This is a genomic window from Dyella sp. PARNA 12/25 (genome assembly GCF_055702865.1).
The window spans coordinates 176754-192790 of sequence record NZ_JBVQCI010000007.1; the positions used below are offsets into that span (position 1 = coordinate 176754).

Annotated in this window: 13 protein-coding genes; 3 read left to right on the forward strand and 10 right to left on the reverse strand. The window is 63.4% G+C overall.

Going from position 1 to position 16037, the window contains the following annotated elements; genetic code table 11:
• Nucleotides 1-119: 119 nt before the first annotated feature.
• The 5 genes from AC0GUR_RS14800 to AC0GUR_RS14820 form a co-directional block, all read right to left on the reverse strand.
• Nucleotides 120-1022: a DUF4097 family beta strand repeat-containing protein gene (locus tag AC0GUR_RS14800; protein WP_472878259.1), complete on the reverse strand. Its 903-nt coding sequence runs from the start codon at nucleotides 1020-1022 to the stop codon at nucleotides 120-122.
• A 19-nt stretch (nucleotides 1023-1041) separates the two neighbouring features.
• Nucleotides 1042-1485, reverse strand: a complete 444-nt coding sequence (locus tag AC0GUR_RS14805) for a hypothetical protein (protein WP_472878260.1) — start codon at nucleotides 1483-1485, stop codon at nucleotides 1042-1044.
• The gene (locus AC0GUR_RS14810) at nucleotides 1482-2033 is read right to left on the reverse strand and encodes an RNA polymerase sigma factor (protein ID WP_472878261.1); all 552 of its coding nucleotides are present in this window, start codon (nucleotides 2031-2033) and stop codon (nucleotides 1482-1484) included. Before AC0GUR_RS14810 ends, AC0GUR_RS14805 begins: the two co-directional genes overlap by 4 nt.
• Before the next feature lie 134 nt (nucleotides 2034-2167).
• Nucleotides 2168-3949 carry a phosphoenolpyruvate carboxykinase (GTP) gene (locus AC0GUR_RS14815; protein ID WP_472878262.1) on the reverse strand — a complete coding sequence of 594 codons (1782 nt, stop codon included), beginning with the start codon at nucleotides 3947-3949 and terminating at the stop codon, nucleotides 2168-2170.
• A gap of 242 nt (nucleotides 3950-4191) precedes the next feature.
• Nucleotides 4192-4770 (reverse strand): TetR/AcrR family transcriptional regulator, encoded by a 579-nt coding sequence (locus AC0GUR_RS14820; protein ID WP_472878263.1) that lies wholly within the window; start codon nucleotides 4768-4770, stop codon nucleotides 4192-4194.
• A gap of 123 nt (nucleotides 4771-4893) precedes the next feature.
• Here AC0GUR_RS14820 and AC0GUR_RS14825 point away from each other — a divergent pair, with 123 nt between their 5' ends.
• The 3 genes from AC0GUR_RS14825 to AC0GUR_RS14835 all read left to right on the forward strand — a co-directional run bounded on the left by AC0GUR_RS14825 (nucleotide 4894) and on the right by AC0GUR_RS14835 (nucleotide 8840).
• On the forward strand, nucleotides 4894-5784 hold the full coding sequence (locus AC0GUR_RS14825; protein ID WP_472878264.1) for an alpha/beta fold hydrolase: 891 nt from the start codon (nucleotides 4894-4896) through the stop codon (nucleotides 5782-5784).
• Between the two features lie 48 nt (nucleotides 5785-5832).
• Nucleotides 5833-8304, forward strand: coding sequence for an acyl-CoA dehydrogenase (locus AC0GUR_RS14830; RefSeq protein WP_472878265.1), 2472 nt, complete (start codon nucleotides 5833-5835; stop codon nucleotides 8302-8304).
• Nucleotides 8305-8369: 65 nt separating this feature from the next.
• Nucleotides 8370-8840 carry a hotdog fold domain-containing protein gene (locus AC0GUR_RS14835; protein ID WP_472878266.1) on the forward strand — a complete coding sequence of 157 codons (471 nt, stop codon included), beginning with the start codon at nucleotides 8370-8372 and terminating at the stop codon, nucleotides 8838-8840.
• A 4-nt stretch (nucleotides 8841-8844) separates the two neighbouring features.
• Here the strand turns inward: AC0GUR_RS14835 and AC0GUR_RS14840 are convergent, their stop codons facing one another.
• The 5 genes from AC0GUR_RS14840 to AC0GUR_RS14860 form a co-directional block, all read right to left on the reverse strand.
• Nucleotides 8845-9840, reverse strand: coding sequence for a diguanylate cyclase domain-containing protein (locus AC0GUR_RS14840; protein WP_472878267.1), 996 nt, complete (start codon nucleotides 9838-9840; stop codon nucleotides 8845-8847).
• A complete protein-coding gene (locus tag AC0GUR_RS14845) occupies nucleotides 9837-10406 on the reverse strand; it encodes a chemotaxis protein CheB (protein ID WP_472878268.1) in 570 nt (189 codons plus the stop codon). The genes AC0GUR_RS14840 and AC0GUR_RS14845 overlap by 4 nt, the downstream gene beginning before the upstream one ends.
• Before the next feature lies 1 nt (nucleotide 10407).
• Nucleotides 10408-11274, reverse strand: coding sequence for a CheR family methyltransferase (locus AC0GUR_RS14850; RefSeq protein ID WP_472878269.1), 867 nt, complete (start codon nucleotides 11272-11274; stop codon nucleotides 10408-10410).
• Nucleotides 11271-14927 carry a response regulator gene (locus AC0GUR_RS14855; protein ID WP_472878270.1) on the reverse strand — a complete coding sequence of 1219 codons (3657 nt, stop codon included), beginning with the start codon at nucleotides 14925-14927 and terminating at the stop codon, nucleotides 11271-11273. The genes AC0GUR_RS14850 and AC0GUR_RS14855 overlap by 4 nt, the downstream gene beginning before the upstream one ends.
• Before the next feature lie 146 nt (nucleotides 14928-15073).
• On the reverse strand, nucleotides 15074-15991 hold the full coding sequence (locus AC0GUR_RS14860; protein ID WP_472878271.1) for a lysostaphin resistance A-like protein: 918 nt from the start codon (nucleotides 15989-15991) through the stop codon (nucleotides 15074-15076).
• Nucleotides 15992-16037 lie beyond the last annotated feature (46 nt).

The window sequence follows — 16037 nt, forward strand, 5'->3', positions numbered from 1 at the left end:
CGAACCGGCGGTTGCAGGCGTGCAGAACGCTGGATGACCAGGCACCGGTTGTCGTGAATCACCTCCAGCGTTCGTTGAAAAGACGACCTTGATCAGCCCAACGATTTTGTTAGCCGCTCTTAGTCCTGTTTGCGGATACGCAGGTCGCCGCTGAAGGTTTCGATGCTCATCTTGCCGTTGCCGCCACCGACCGTGGCTCGCAGCTCGCTGCCCGGCCCGTGTTCCACCTTCTGCACGGTGCCGAAGTCGCTGCGCAGGTCGCCACTGAAGGTGTTCGCCTTGATGACGGCGGAGAGGTTGGCGGGCACCTGCACCTGCACATCACCGCTCATGCTGTCGACGTTGTAGGTGCCGCTCGGTGCAAGCCCACCTGCCAGCTGCACGTCGCCGGATACCGTGCTGAGGCTGAGTTTGCGCCACGGCCCGCCACTGACGCGGATGCGCCCGGACACGGTCTGCAGATCGGCATCAGTGCCGACGTTCGGCGCCAGGATGTCACCGCTCACTGTCTGCAATGCCACCTTGTCCGCACTGCCAGCCAGCTCGATGCTGCCACTCACGGTGTTTGCGTCGACCGAGGGCGCGCGCGCATTCACGCGCGTCTTGCCACTGACCGCGTTGGTCTTGATCTTGCCACCTTCGATCCCGTCGATGCTGAGCGATGCGCTGACGACATCGATATCCAGCGAAGCACCCTTGGGCACGCGCACGTCCAGCGAAGTGGCTCCCATCGAGGTGTCGTTGTTCCAGTTGAACCAACCCGACTTGCTACCCGACTGCACCTTGATGCTCATGTCGCTGTTGCTGCCATCGATGGTGAGCGGTTTGGCGCCGTCGCCAAGATGGCCGCCCACCTGCACCTGGTTGCGATCCCAGGCGGTCACCGTCACCGAGCCTTTGACGTTGCTGATGCTCACGCGCACGTTGGGCGTGGCCTCGTGGTTGAGATTGATGGGCGTATCGGCCAGGGCCTGGCCGATCGACAGGCAGAGCAGGAGGGGAATGATGCGTGCGGTTTTCATGGTGAAGGCTCCGCTGGAATCAACCAGCCTGGTGTTCCATCTGTCGCAACTGCGACTGTTGTTTTTGTGTCCGGTAAAGCAGGCGCTGCAAAGCGGGTGATTTCGGGGCTTGCTCCATGGCCTGACGCAATTCCATGCTGGCGGCATCCAGTTCCACGGCCGCACCGGCAAGGCGTGGGTCATTTGGGCGCCAGCGTTCGGCGTTCGATGGCCATGCGTTGGCGGCGCTGGTGACCGGGCGCTCACGCAGGTGTACTGCCAGGCTGCCGGCAAACAGTGATAGCCCGGCGAAGCTGGCGGCGATCAGCCAGCGCTGAAGGCGATGCGCAGGGCGGCGGGCCACTGGCGTTGTCGTCGCGGTGGCAGCGTCCAGTGTGGCATCGATGTCGCCCCACAAGTCGCGGCGCGGCGATACGGGCTCGCGCAAAGCGCGTGTCTGGCGGAGCCATTCAAATTCGTTCATGAGCTTTCTCCCAATACTTTCCGCAGCAGGCCGCGTGCGCGATGCAGCTGCGCCTTGGACGAACCTACCGCCATGCCGAGTTCGGCACCGATTTCTTCGTGTCGCCAGCCTTCCACGTCGTGCAGCACCAGTACGGCGCGTGCACGCGGTGGCAGTTTGCCGATAGCACGTTCCAGCTCTTCGCGTTCTGCAGCGCAGAAAGGTGTTTCGCCGTGGTCGGGAAGGTTGTCCTCGTCCACCATGCTGACTGGATCGGCGTTGCGCGACCTGATATCCATCAGGGCGACATTCACGGCCAGCCGATACAGCCAGGTACCGAACGAACTCTCGCCGCGGAAACCCGACAGCTTTTGCCAGGCCCGCACAAAAGCATCCTGCGTGAGATCTTCCGCGCGTGCATGGTCGAAACCGGCCAGGCGATAAACGGCGCCGTACACACGGTCCACGTGCAGCCGGTACAGCCGATGGAACGCTTGCCGGTCACCTGCGGCAGCGGCCCGAACGTCGTCCATGTCATTGGGGTCCGCGGCGGGCGCTGGCGGCGGCATCGTGTTTCCGGTGGCGGGGCAGGCTGCAATCATCTTGCCAGCTTGGATGCGCCTGTGTCAGACAAGGTTTAGACGACGTCCAAAAGAAAACCCCGCCGACCTTGCGGCCGACGGGGTTTCAGGGTCACATCCGATCAGGAGGCGACGGCAGTACGCGGCGCCACGCCGGCGTCGTGCAGCTCCTTGGCCACGCGCTGCTGTTCGGCATACAGCTGCTGCGGCATGCGGGCGCCAAAGCTGTGGAGGTACTCGCCGATGGCGGTGAGTTCCGCCGTCCAGCCTGCGTGATCCACGTCGAGCAGGGTGTCGACGGTGGCGGTGTCGAGGCTCAGGCCGTGGAGCTTCAGCTCGCCGTCTGCCGGCAGCGTGCCGATCGGCGTCTGCTTGCCGCTGGCGCGGCCCTCGACGCGGTCGATCATCCACTCCAGCACGCGCAGGTTGTCGCCGTAGCCAGGCCACATGAAGCGGCCGTCTTCGCCCTTGCGGAACCAGTTGACGTGGAAGATCTTCGGCAGCTTCGCGCCGGGCTTGTCGAACGACAGCCAGTGACGGAAGTAGTCGCCGTAGTGGTAGCCGGCGAACGGCTTCATCGCCATGGAGTCGCGACGCAGCACGCCGACGGCACCGGTGGCAGCGGCGGTGGTTTCCGAGCCCATGGCGGCGCCGACGAGCACGCCGTGCGCCCAGTCCTTCGCTTCGAACACTAGCGGGACCAGCGACGGACGACGACCACCGAACACGATGGCGCTGAGCGGCACGCCCTGTGCGTCTTCGGCGTGCGACGACCAGGTCGGGCACTGCTTGGCGCTCACGGTGAAACGCGAATTCGGGTGTGCGGCCGGGCCATTGGCCTGGTCATAGGGGCGACCCTGCCAGTCGGTGACCGGTGTGCCCGGCAGGCCTTCCCACCACGGCTGGTTGTCAGCGGTGACGGCGACGTTGGTGAAGATGGTGTCGCGCGCGATGCTGGCGAGCGCGTTGGGGTTGGTCGAGGTGCTGGTGCCCGGTGCCACGCCGAAGAAGCCGGCTTCCGGGTTGATCGCATAGAGACGTCCATCCGCGCCCGGACGCATCCAGCAGATGTCATCGCCCACGGTCCACACCTTCCAGCCGTCCTTGAGGTAACCCTCCGGCGGAATCAGCATGGCAAGGTTGGTCTTGCCGCAGGCCGACGGGAATGCCGCGGCGACGTAATGCGTCTCGCCCTTCGGATTCTCGATGCCCACGATCAGCATGTGCTCGGCCAGCCAGCCTTCGGACTTGGCCTGGTAGCTGGCGATGCGCAGGGCGTGGCACTTCTTGCCCAGCAGCGCGTTGCCGCCGTAGCCGGAGCCGTACGACTTGATGGTCAGCTCTTCCGGGAAGTGCATGATGAAGCGGCGCTCGGGGTCGAGTTCGCCGGTCGAGTGCAGGCCCTTCACGAAGCTGCCTTCGCGCTCGATGCGCGCCTGTGCAGCCGCGCCCATGCGCGTCATCGTGCGCATGTTGGCCACCACGTACGGGCTATCGGTAATTTCCACACCGCAGCGGGCCAGTGGTGAATCGATCGGGCCCATGCAGTACGGGATGACGTACATGGTGCGGCCTTCCATGCAGCCTTCGAACAGCTCGTCCATCTTGGCGTGGGCGTCGGCCGGGGCCATCCAGTGATTGTTCGGGCCGGCGTCTTCCTCGTCCTTGGTGCAGACAAAGGTGAGGTGCTCAACGCGCGCCACGTCAGAAGGGCTCGAACGATGCAGGTAGCAACCCGGGTGGGTCTGCTGGTTGAGCTCGATGAGGTCGCCGGTCTGCAGCATCTGCTGCACCAGCTGTTGGTATTCGGCGTCCGAGCCATCGCACCAATGGATTTGCGCAGGGCGGGTCAAGGCCGCGACTTGGTCAACCCAGCGCTGCAGTGCTTCCAGCTTGCTCGACATCGTTTCCTCACTCTGGTCTTAAGCCAAAAAAGAACAGAAACGGTAACTTACGTACACTGGCACGGCAAGTTAGACTGCAGCAAAAAACCAACTGGGCTCACCATAAATCGCTGTGCCGGCCCACAGTTAGAGCAGTGGTACCAGACCAATTTGACCAGATGGCTACCAGTGATCGGGGTCACAAAAAAACGCCGCCCGAAGGCGGCGTTTGGATACCGAAGGACGCGGCCGGCGAATCTGGGTCAGGCTGGCGTCAGCGTGCGGATCATGTGCTCGACGTAGGCATCAAACTCATCGTGGCTGATGCGCGGCAGACCCAGCGTGAAATTGAGCTGCAGGAAACCCACATAGGCCGCGTAGGTAAGGCGGGCGCGGTTGAGCGCCTCCTCGGGCGCGAGGCCGGCTTCGTTGTAGATGTTGGTGAGAAATTCCATGCGGCGCTGGGATACGCGCGCCATCACCGGCACCACCTGGGGGTGATCCAACGCCTTCAGCAGCGCGGCATACACTCGGTGCGGCGCCAGTTCGTGCGCGACGCGACGGAACAACTCGGGTAGGCGGGCGCGTGGATCGGGCATGGCCTCGATCTGGGAGATGACTTCGCGTTCGCCGTATTGCTCCCAGCGCTCCAGCGCGGCCTGCAGCAACGCCTCGCGGGTGCGGAAATGCCAGTAGAAGCTGCCCTTGGTCACGCCTAGCTGGCGGGCCAGTGCCTCGACGGCGAGGGCGCCCACACCCTGGTCGGCAATCAGCTTGAGGGCGGCGTCTTCCCAATCTTCGGCGGAAAGGCGAGTGCGTTCAGGTTTGGCGCTTACATTCATTGGCGAATGGTAGCCCAGTCGTAGGCCTTATCGGTGGTGTGATAGCAAGTTATTGAATCAATGAAGGCCGGATGCGGCGGCGCATATTGACGTGGCCATTTGCCGCAATCCATACTCGAGCGTATGGTATCGACATCCCCGATCGAAAAAACCGTCAGCCGAGTCCGCACCACCGATGGCCTGGAACTGGCCGTCGAGGTGCGCAACCCATCAGGCAGCCCTGGTCTGCTGTTTGCGCATGGATTCGGGCAAACCCGGGGCGCCTGGCGGGGTACTGCTGCGGCGCTCGCCGCCGAGGGGTATCGCTGTATCAGCTTCGATAGTCGCGGTCACGGTGAGAGCGACCGCGTACCCGGCGGCGACTACCACATGGAGCAGTTCGTCGACGATCTGCGCCTGCTTGCACGTTCCGAGCAGCGCAAGCCGATTCTGATGGGCGCCTCCATGGGCGGTCTGCTGGGTCTGGTGGTGGCCGGAGAGATCGACCCGGAGGCATTCAGCGCACTGGTGCTGGTGGATATCACGCCACGTTGGGAAACCGCCGGTGTCGAACGCATTCTCGCTTTCATGCAGGCGCACCCGGACGGCTTCGCCAGTTACGAGGAAGCGGCCGAGCAGATCGCCGTCTATATGCCGCATCGCGCCGAACGCAAAACCGAGGACCAGCTGCGTCCGCTGCTGCGTCAAGGCGCTGATGGCCGCCTCCGCTGGCATTGGGATCCTGCGCTGCTCAATGGCCTCGTGAGCGAAAGCGAACGCTACCAGCCGCGTCTTATGGCCGCCGCAGCGCGTGTGCAGGTGCCCACGCTGCTGTTATCGGGCGGGCGCAGCGATGTCGTATCGCGCGGCAATGTCGATGAATTTCTGAAGCTGGTGCCCCACGCGGAACATGTCGAGTTGCCTCGCGCCACGCATATGGTGGCCGGCGATGCCAACGACGCGTTCACTCGCGAGATCGCACGCTTCATCAGCAAGCTTTCTTCACACGATCGCAGCGATGCGGTCGCCCACTGAATCCGTGAACTTGTTTCGCAAAGTCGTCACTCGTAACGAGGTGTTGAGATGTCCGTGATCCTGACTCTGCTGGCGGCGCTCATTGCCACCGGCGCCTGTGCCTACCACCGCACCAGTTTGCGTACATGGGCGATTGCCACGGTGATCACCACCGTCGTGGTTGGCTTTGTTGCTGGCGCGCCATGGACAACCTTCATTCTTCTGGTGATTGAGCTGGCGATTGCCGTGCCGCTGCTCATGGACGGCTTCCGCCGCAAACAGATCAGCGCGCCGCTGCTGAAAATGTTCGCCAAGGTGACGCCCAAGCTTTCCGAAACCGAGCAGACCGCACTGGAAGCGGGCACGGTGGGCTTCGAGGGCGAGCTGTTCTCCGGCAAGCCGGACTGGCACGAGCTGCTGAAGCAGCCCAAGCCCGAGCTGAGCGTGGAAGAGCAGGCCTTTATGGATGGCCCGGTCGAAGAACTGTGCGGCATGATCGATGACTGGCAGATCACCCATGAGCTGGCCGACCTGCCGCCGGAGGTCTGGGCCTTCATCAAGAAGCACAAGTTCTTCGGCATGATCATTCCGAAGCAGTATGGTGGCCTGGGCTTCTCGGCGCTGGCGCACTCGGCCGTGCTGCAGAAGCTCGCCACCATGTCGGCAACGGTCGCATCCACCGTGGCCGTGCCCAACTCGCTCGGCCCGGCCGAACTGTTGCTGCACTACGGCAGCGACGAGCAGAAGAACCACTATCTGCCGCGTCTTGCCGTGGGTGAGGAGATTCCCTGTTTCGCGCTCACTGGTCCGTATGCGGGCTCCGATGCGACGTCGATTACCGACTACGGCGTCGTGTGCAAACAGATCGTCGATGGCGTTGAAACGCTGGGCATGAAGCTCACCTTCGACAAGCGCTACATCACCCTGGCGCCGATTGCGACGGTGGTGGGCCTGGCCTTCCGCTTGTACGACCCGGAAAAACTGCTGGGCGACAAGGAAGATCTGGGCATCACGCTGGCGCTGCTCCCGCGTTCGACGCCGGGTCTGGAGATCGGCCGTCGTCATTTCCCGCTGAACGTCCCGTTCCAGAACGGCCCGCTGCACGGCAAGGACGTGTTCGTGCCGCTGTCGGTGCTCATCGGTGGTCCGCATATGGCCGGCCACGGCTGGCGCATGCTGGTGGAATGCCTTTCGGTTGGTCGCGCCATCTCGCTGCCGTCTAACGCGACGGGTGGCGTGCGCGCCGCCGTGGCAGCGACGGGCGCCTATGCGCGCATGCGCAAGCAGTTCGGCCTCTCCATTGCCCGTTTCGAAGGCGTCGAAGAAGCACTGGCCCGCATCGGCGGCCTGACCTACGCCACGGCAGCGCTGTCGCGCGCTACGGCGGCGGCGGTGGATCGTGGCGAGAAGCCGGCAGTGCCGTCGGCCATCGCGAAGTACCACGCCACCGAATGGGGCCGTGTGATCGCGGGTGATGCGCTGGACGTGCACGGCGGCAAGGGTGTGCAGCTCGGCCCGAAGAACTACGCTGGCCGCGCATGGCAGGGTGTGCCCATCGCCATCACGGTGGAAGGTGCCAACATCATGACGCGCAGCCTGATGATCTTCGGTCAGGGTGCCATTCGCTGCCATCCCTACGTGCTGAAGGAAATGCAGGCGCTGTCGATCGCGGATTATGGTGATCGCCTGCGGTCCTTCGATCGTGCGCTGTTCGGGCACATCGGTTTCGGCATCTCCAATGCCGTGCGTGCCTTCACCATGGGTATCACCGGTTCGCGCATTGGCGAAACGGCGGGCGATGCCTATGTGCGCCGCTATTACCGCAAGCTCAACCGCTACTCCGCGGCGCTGGCACTGTGCGCGGATACCTTCATGGGTGTGCTGGGCGGCAAGCTGAAGTTCAAGGAAAAACTGTCGGCGCGTCTGGGTGACGTGCTGAGCTATCTGTATATCGCCAGCGCCATGCTCAAGCGCTACGAGGACACCGGTCGTCCGGAAGCGGATCGCCCGCTGTTGGCGTGGGCGTTCCATGAATGCATGTGGCGTACGCAGATGGCGCTGGATGGCGCGATCCGCAACTTCCCGGTGAAGCCGGTAGCGTGGTTGCTGCGTGCGCTAGTGTTCCCGTTTGGCCGCCGTGAAGTGCCGCCTTCGGATCGCCTGGGTCGTCGCGTGGCTGCCCTCATCACAGCGCCGGGCGAGGCGCGCGATCGCCTGACTGAGTGGGTTTATCTCACCCCGACGTCGAACAACACGATTGGTCGCATGAACGCGCTGCTGCCCGACGTGATCGCCGCAGAACCGGTGGAGCGCAAGTTCGGCAAGGCGCAGAAGACGGGCCAGTTCAAGTCGCACGACTACAACGGCCAGCTGGTCGAGGCCATGCAGGCGGGTGTGATCAACGCTGCCGAGTTCGAGCTGCTCAAGCGCGTGCGCGAGGGCGTGTTCGAGTTCATCTCGGTGGATGACTTTGATCCTGCCGAACTGCGTGCAGCGGTGACCCGCGCCGATCGCAACAAGAAGCTGGCCGACGCGGCCTGATTCTTCCCGACACCCTAGGAACGGGCGGAGCACCTTAGGCGCTCCGCTCTCGCAGGAGAGCTGCCATGAGTCAGGCGTTGTCGCTGTATCGTCGGTTGGTTTCCCTGCCAGGTGGGCGTTGGCTGTACTCGCGCCTGATCTGCTTCAAAGCACCTTACTTCGCCACGATCCGTCCGCACTTTGTTGTCCTGGAACCGGGCCGTTGCGCGGTCGATATCCGCGATCGTCGTCGTGTTCACAACCACATCGGCACTGTGCATGCGATCGCGTTGTGCAACGCCGCCGAGCTGAGTGCCGGCATGATGACCGACGTCACCATTCCCGCCAGCATGCGCTGGATTCCCAAAGGCATGAGCGTGCAATACCTGGCCAAGGCCAAGGGCACCATGCATGCAGTGGCTACACCGGAGTCCGCCGCTGTTGAATCGATCAGCGGTTATGCGTGGCCGGTAACGGTCAGGATCAGCGATGGTGCGGGCAAGGAAGTGTTCCGCGCACGCATCGACATGTGGGTGTCGCCGCGTAGCTCGCGTTGAGCATTCAGGACGCCATCACGCAGCGGTTCTTGCCTTCGTCCTTGGCGCGGTAAAGTGCGCGATCGGCCGCCTGAATCAGATCCTCGTCGTTCTGCGTTGTGCCCTGCCAAAGCGCGATGCCGATGCTGGCGCTCACCTTGGCAATGAAAGCCCCCTTGCTGCCATCCAGCGGGTAGGGCGCCGCAAGCGCGGCACACACTTGCTGGCAGCGCCGCATCAGTGAGTCTTCGTCACTGACGTCTTCAAGGACGAGTGCAAACTCGTCGCCCCCCAGTCGCGCGACGGTATCGTTCGCGCGCACCTGATCGCCCAGCCGCTCGGCAATGGCCTGCAGCAACATGTCACCGGCGGGATGGCCCTGGGTGTCATTGATGCCCTTGAATCCATCGATATCCAGCAGGGCCAGCGCAAAACCGGGGCCATGGCGTGGCACACGCTGCATGGCGGTGAGCAGCCGGTCGTGAAACAGCACGCGATTGGGTAGGCCGGTAAGCATGTCGTGCGTGGCCTGATAGCGGATGCGCTCCTCCACGCGAAGGCGCTCGGCAATCTCTACATTGAGCTGCGCATTGCGTTCTTCCAGCGTGGCCAGCGTGGCCCTGAGTTCGGCGCGTGCGCGGTACAGCTCCAGAAAGACTCGCACCTTGGACTGCAGGATCATGTCGTTGATCGGCTTGGCGATGTAATCCACCGCGCCGAAGTGGTAGCCGCGCACGCGATTGATGTCATCGGCGTAGGCGGCGGTGACGAAGATGATCGGCGTCTCACGCAGCTTCTCGTCTTCACCGATCAGGAAAGCGACTTCAAAGCCGTCCATCTCCGGCATGTTGACGTCGAGCAGAATCAGCGCGAACTCGTGGTCCAGGCACAGCGCGAGCGCGGCATTGCCGCTGTCGGCCTCAAAAAGTTGCGCACCGCTCTCGGCGAGCAGGTGACGCATGGCCACCAGGTTGGCAGGCGTGTCGTCAACAACGAGGACTTTGGGAGCGGGCAGGGTCATGGCAGGCACAAACGGTTGAGCAGTGGGGCGATGCCGGCAAGCGGCAGGCAATGGTCGGCGCCGGCGAGCTCCAACGCCGCTGCGGGCATGGCGGAGACTTCGGCGTCGGTGGGTTCCTGTACGACGGCCAGGCCGCCGAGGCGACGGATGTGTCGCAAGCCTTCGGCGCCATCGCTGTTGGCGCCGGTGAGTAGGACACCGATCAGCGCTTCGCGATAAGCCTCGGCAGCCGAGTCGAACAGGACGTCGATGGACGGGCGAGCAAAACTGACGCGTTCGTCGACCGACAACGAAAAGCGATGACTGGTTTCCACCAGCAGGTGATAGCCGCTGGGTGCGACATGGATGATGCCGCCTTGCAACGCCGCACGTTCACGGGCTTCGACCACGGGCAACGTGGCGTGCTGTGCCAGGAGTTCACACATCAGGCTCACGGTTGACGAGCCGGTATGGCAACACACCGCGATGGGCAGGGTGAGCTGAGGCGAGAGTGCGGCAAACAGCACTTCCAATGCATGGAGTCCACCTGCGGAACAACCGATGACGATGGCCCGTGCCGTGGTCATGTCACTCCCTGCCAGCCATGCGAGATCCCAGCCGGTAGATGCGCAGCGCAGGATCGACGGGAGTGAAGTCTGCTGCGGATGGGGCAAAATCCAGGCTTTCGCGTGTGCCGAGACACAGGAAGCCGCCGCGCACCAGGCTGTCGCGGAACAGCGCAAGCGTGCGGTCCTGCAGCGGATCGGAGAAATAGATCAACACATTCCGGCACAACACCAGATGTGCCTCGCAAAATACCTCGTCGGTGACCAGGTTGTGATTGGCGAAGATCACATTGCGGCGTAGGCGCTGATCGAGCTTGATCAACTCATAGCGCGCGCTGTAGTAGTCGGCAAGCGAATGGCTGCCACCGGCCGCGAGATAATTGCGCGACCACAGTTGCGCCTCCCGTGCTGGATAGATCCCTTCCTGTGCCTGCTCGAGTGCCCGCTCGTTGAAATCGGTGGCGTAGATCTGCGTGCGTTCGTACAGGCCGGCTTCTTCAAGCAGGATGGCCAGTGAATACACCTCCTGCCCATGCGCACAGCCGGCTTGCCAGATATTGATCTGCGGGTACGAGGCCAGCACCGGGAACACCTGCTCGCGCAACGCGCGAAACACGTCCGGGTCGCGGAACATTTCCGACACCGGTACCGACAGCCCCTCTAACGCGACGGAAAGAAAACCCGGCTCGTGCAGCAGGCGGGCGATAAGCGCGCTCACCGACTCCGCGTGCTGTGAGTGGGCCAGCTGCAAGATGCGTCGCTTCAGCGAGGCGGGCGCGTATTGGCTGAAATCGTAGCCGTGGCGCAGCCTGAGCGCGCGCACGAACAGGTCGATCTCGATGTCTTCCAGCGCGATCTCGGCATCGGCGTCGTGGCTGGTGTCATTCATCGATGCAGCCATACATGCATCATCGACGACAGCTTGTCGATGTCGATGGGCTTGGACAGGTAGTCGTTGGCGCCCGCATCGAGGCATTTCTCGCGATCGCCACGCATGGCCTTGGCGGTCAGCGCGATGATCGGCAGCTTGGCCAGGTGGGCTTGCGCGCGCACTTCACGAATGGTGTCGTAGCCGTCCATGACCGGCATCATCACATCCATCAGCACCAGCTCGATGTCCTCGTGGTCGGCCAGCGCCTTGAGCGCCTTCTGACCGTCCTGCGCCATGGTTACCTGCATGCCCCAGCCACGCAGCACCTTGGACAAGGCAAACAGATTGCGCATGTCGTCATCCACCAGTAGTACCTTGCGGTCGCGCAGGCCGCTGCCGTTGGCGGTGTTGACCGTGGGTGTCGCTACCTTGGAACCGTGGCCCTGGCCGTCCTGAATGCTGTGCAGGAACAGACTCACCTCATCCATCAGACGCTCCGGCGAGCGCGCGCCCTTGATCACGATGCTGTCGGTGTACTGGCGCAGCTTGAGGCTTTCCTCACGGCTCAGCTCGCGGCCGGAATAGATCACCACCGGTGGAATCCGCCCGGTGCTGGACAGCTGCTCCAGGAACTCGGTGCCCGACATGCCGGGCAAGCCGAGGTCGAGCACGATGCAGTCGTAGTTCGTTTCCGCGCTGCGCTGCAATGCTTCTTCGGCGGTGCCTACTTCGTCGATGGTCACGTCGTCATGGCGTAGCAGCGTGCGCATGGCAGCACGAGAGTCAGCATCGTCGTCCACGATCAACAGATGGCGCATGTGCCCTTCGGCAAAATGCAGCAGGCGGTCGAACGCCTCGCCGATGGCTTCACGGCTCACCGGCTTGGTCAGGAAGCCCACCGCGCCCAGTTCGCGGCCGCGACCGGCTTCATCGACGGCGGAGATGAAGTGCACCGGCACATGGCGTGTCGCCGCGTTTTCTTTCAGCTTTGAGATCACCGTCCAGCCATCCATGCCCGGCAGCATCACATCCAGCAGAATGCCGGTGGGCCGATAGCGCAGGGCGAGTTGCAGGCCCGACTCGCCGTCGACAGCGGCCAGCGCGCGGTAACCTTTGCGACGCACCATGTCGGCCAGAATGCGAGCGAACACGGGGTCGTCCTCGATGATGAGGATCACGGTATCCCCCGGCCCGACGAGCTCGCGGTCATCCTCGATCGTTTCAGGCAACAGGGCCGTCGTCGTCGCAGGGCGGGCGACCGCAGGTGCCGGAGCGGATGCAGGCGTGGTTGGCGCCACGCCGTTCGCTGCCGGGCCGTGCTGCGGCAACAGGATGGTGAAGGTGCTGCCGTGCCCGACGTCGCTGTGCATCACGATGTCACCGCCCAGCAATTCCACCATGCGCTTGGAAATGGTCAGGCCCAGGCCGGTGCCGCCGTACTGGCGGCTGGTGCTCGCGTCCACCTGTTCGAACGCGTGGAAGATCTTCTGCGCTTTCTCTGGTGGGATGCCGATGCCGGTATCGCTCACCGCGATGGCGATGACGTCCTTGCCCTGCATCGATGGCGGCAACGCCAGGGCGGGTGACGGCCTGCCGATGTGGACGTTGACCGAACCCTGATGGGTGAACTTGAACGCATTGCCGATCAGGTTGTTGGCCACCTGCTCGAGCTTGGTCGCATCGGTGCGTAGGGTGGTCGGCAGCCCCGCCTCGATATCGACATGGAAGCCGAGCTGCTTCTCCTGCGCGACATGACTGAAGGTGCGCCGGAGCGAGCGCTCCAGGTCACTCAGCGGCACGTCCACCACCACCACGTCCATCTTGCCGGCCTCAACTTTGGAAAGATCGAGGATGTCGTTGATTAGGCGCAGCAGATTGCTGCCGGAGTCGTGGATGATGCGCGCCGATTCGATCTGCTCCGCGTCGAGATTGCCTTCACGGTTGTCGGCGAGGCTGCGCGACAGGATCAGCAGGCTGTTGAGCGGCGTGCGCAGCTCATGCGACATGTTGGCGAGGAACTCGGATTTGTACTGGCTGGCACGCGCCAGTTCCTCGGCCTTCTCCTCGGTTTCGTGCTGCAGGGTTTCAAGCACGAGTTTTTGCTGGTTGAGCGTGTCGGTCTTCTGGCGCAGCTCCTCGTTGGAGGCCTGCAGTTCCTCGGTCTGCACGCGCAGCTCTTCCTCCGACGCCAGCAACCGCTGCGACTGCTCCTGCAGTTCACGGGTCTTGTCGTTGAGTTCTTCGTTGGTCGCCTGCAGGTCCTGCTGTTGGCGCCGGAGAATGTCCTCTGACGCGCGAAGCTCATCCGCCTGCATGGTGGTGCGCAGCAACAGCTCCTGTGTGCGCAGCGCGCGTCGCAGGTTTTCCAGCGACAGCGAAGCGATCGGCAGCAGTTCCTGGAGCAGCTTCTGCTGGGACTCATCGAGATGATGGAAGCTGGCTAGTTCGAGTACACCGAGCAGCTTGTCGCGCAAAAGCAGCGGCAGCACGGTGATCTCGCGCGGTGGCGCCTCGCCGGTGCCGGAGTGGATGCGAACGTAGTCGCCGGGCACCTCCTGCAGGCTGATCGGCTTGCGCTCGATGGCGCATTGGCCCACCAGGCCTTCGCCGACTTCATATTCCGTGCTCAGGTGCCGGCGCTGTTGCAGGCCATAGCTGCCAAGCAGCTTGAGGCGCTGGTCGTCCTCGTCGAAAAGATAGAACACACCAACGCCTGCCTGGAGCAAGGGCACGAGCGTGCTGGTGAGGTGCTCGGCGAACGCCCGCTCGTCCGATACCGCCTGCAGTTCGCCGGCGATCTGCGAAGCATGGCTTTTCACCCAGGTCTGATCGGCGGTTTCGATCGCCATCTGCTTGAACACCTGCAGTGCGCGGGCGATCTCGCCGATTTCGTCGCGGCGCTCCAGCTGGCGGATCTCGATGTTGTGATCGTGATTGGCCAGGCGCGTCATCAGGTCCGTGATGCGACGCATCGGGCGCGTAATCAGGCGGAACGTCATGAGTACCACGGCGGCGCCGAGCAGCAGGCTCAGCAGCAGGGTGGTCCAGGTGACGGCACGTACCACCAGCACGTCGCGACGCTGGGTGTTCTGGCGCTCGTCGAGCAGGCTCAACTCGGTGTCGTCCATCTGCCGAACCAGTGCCACCGCATCGTCGGTACGCACGGTGCGGCGCTCGAGATAAGACGTTTGCACGCGCACGCGTTCCTGGGCGCTGGTACTTGCATCACTCGCCTTGATGGCCTGCATGGCGTCGATGCCGTTCGCCATGGCCTCCTTCTGCCACTGGGCAGCCATGACTTCCAGCCGATCGAGGCGTGCCTGTTGGAGCGCATTGTCGCTGGTCATCTTTCGCAGCTCGGCCAGGTCGGCGGCCACGTCGGCGTTGGCTTTGTGGAACGCCGGCAACTCGGGTCCCTGCGGATTGAGCAGATACCCGCGCAGTGCCATCTGGCCGGCCTGCAGGTGCTCGACTACATCGTCCAGCTTGGCGCGCACGTCATAGGTGTGCCGGGACCATTGCCAGCTGACGTCCTGACGGGAAAGGGATTGCAGGGTAACAATGCCGCTCACCACGAACAGCAGCATGAGCAGGCCGATCGCGAGCAGAATCTTTACCTGCATCGGCTGATGCGCCAGCCAGGAGTAGCGGCTTTTTTTGGGGGTGGCCATACGTCTTCACGGTGAGTTGGCCCGGACGTCTTGCCGGGCCGGACGGTAACTGTCGAACCCACCCGCCTGACCCTGCGACGTCATATCGCTGGTTCTGGCGGGTAGGCCCTCAGGTTATCGCCACTTTCGTGAAGGCGATAGCTGACTCAGGCGCCGGCAGCTGCGCGTCGACGCCAGCTCGGCGCAATGATGGTGCCGCGACGAAGGGCAATGATGAGCAGCAGGGCGGAAAGGCTCGAGCAGAGGATCAGCGCTATCACCGAGGCTTCGGCGCCAAATACGCCACCACTCAGCCAATCGGGTCCGGTGCGGTTGGAGACCAACCAACCCTTCGCATCGGTGCCCGACACCGGAATGCCGAATACCGTGCCTTGCATGATGTTCCATGCGGCGTGCAGGCCGATGCACGGCCACAGCGAGCGCGTCACGTGATAGAGCAGAGCGAGCAGGACGCCGGCCTCGATGGCGATGGCGAGTGAGCTCCATAGGGTAGCGCCGGGGTTGGAGATGTGGATGCCGCCAAAGACCACTGCAGAGATCGCCAATGCTCCCCACGTGCCGAGCCCTTCCTCGGCGATTCGGAACAGGACGCCGCGAAAGACGATCTCTTCAAAGAGGCCGGCGCCGAGACCAACGGCGAGCACGGCAGGAACCCAGTCGACGTCCGGATTTGTGCCGGTGACGTGGTAACTGCCCGCGAGCCAGAGCACCAGCACGACCGCGCTGAAGAGACCCGCGCCGAGAAACAGACCAGCCAGGCCCAGCGTGGGAATGTCGCGCAAGGCGAACTCGCCCATCTTGCGCCGTTCGACAGCCTTGGTCAGCACGAAGTAGCTGATGGCGCTGGGCGCCAGCGTTAGCGCCAGTCTAGCCAGTGCGTGGTCCAGGAGGGTGGCGTCTTTGTCCAGCCACCCGAGTGCGACGACTACAGGTGCGATCAGCTTGTAAAAGACAATGCCTAGCGCGACGAAGAATGCGATGCGTGCAACGGGCGAAAACACCATCCAGCGTTGCCACCCAGTGGCAGATGCAGGCGTGGTGAAGGCGATCGGGTTGGCAGGCATGCGCTAGTTCCCCTTGAAAGAGCACCAAGGTTAACAGTGCAGCTAT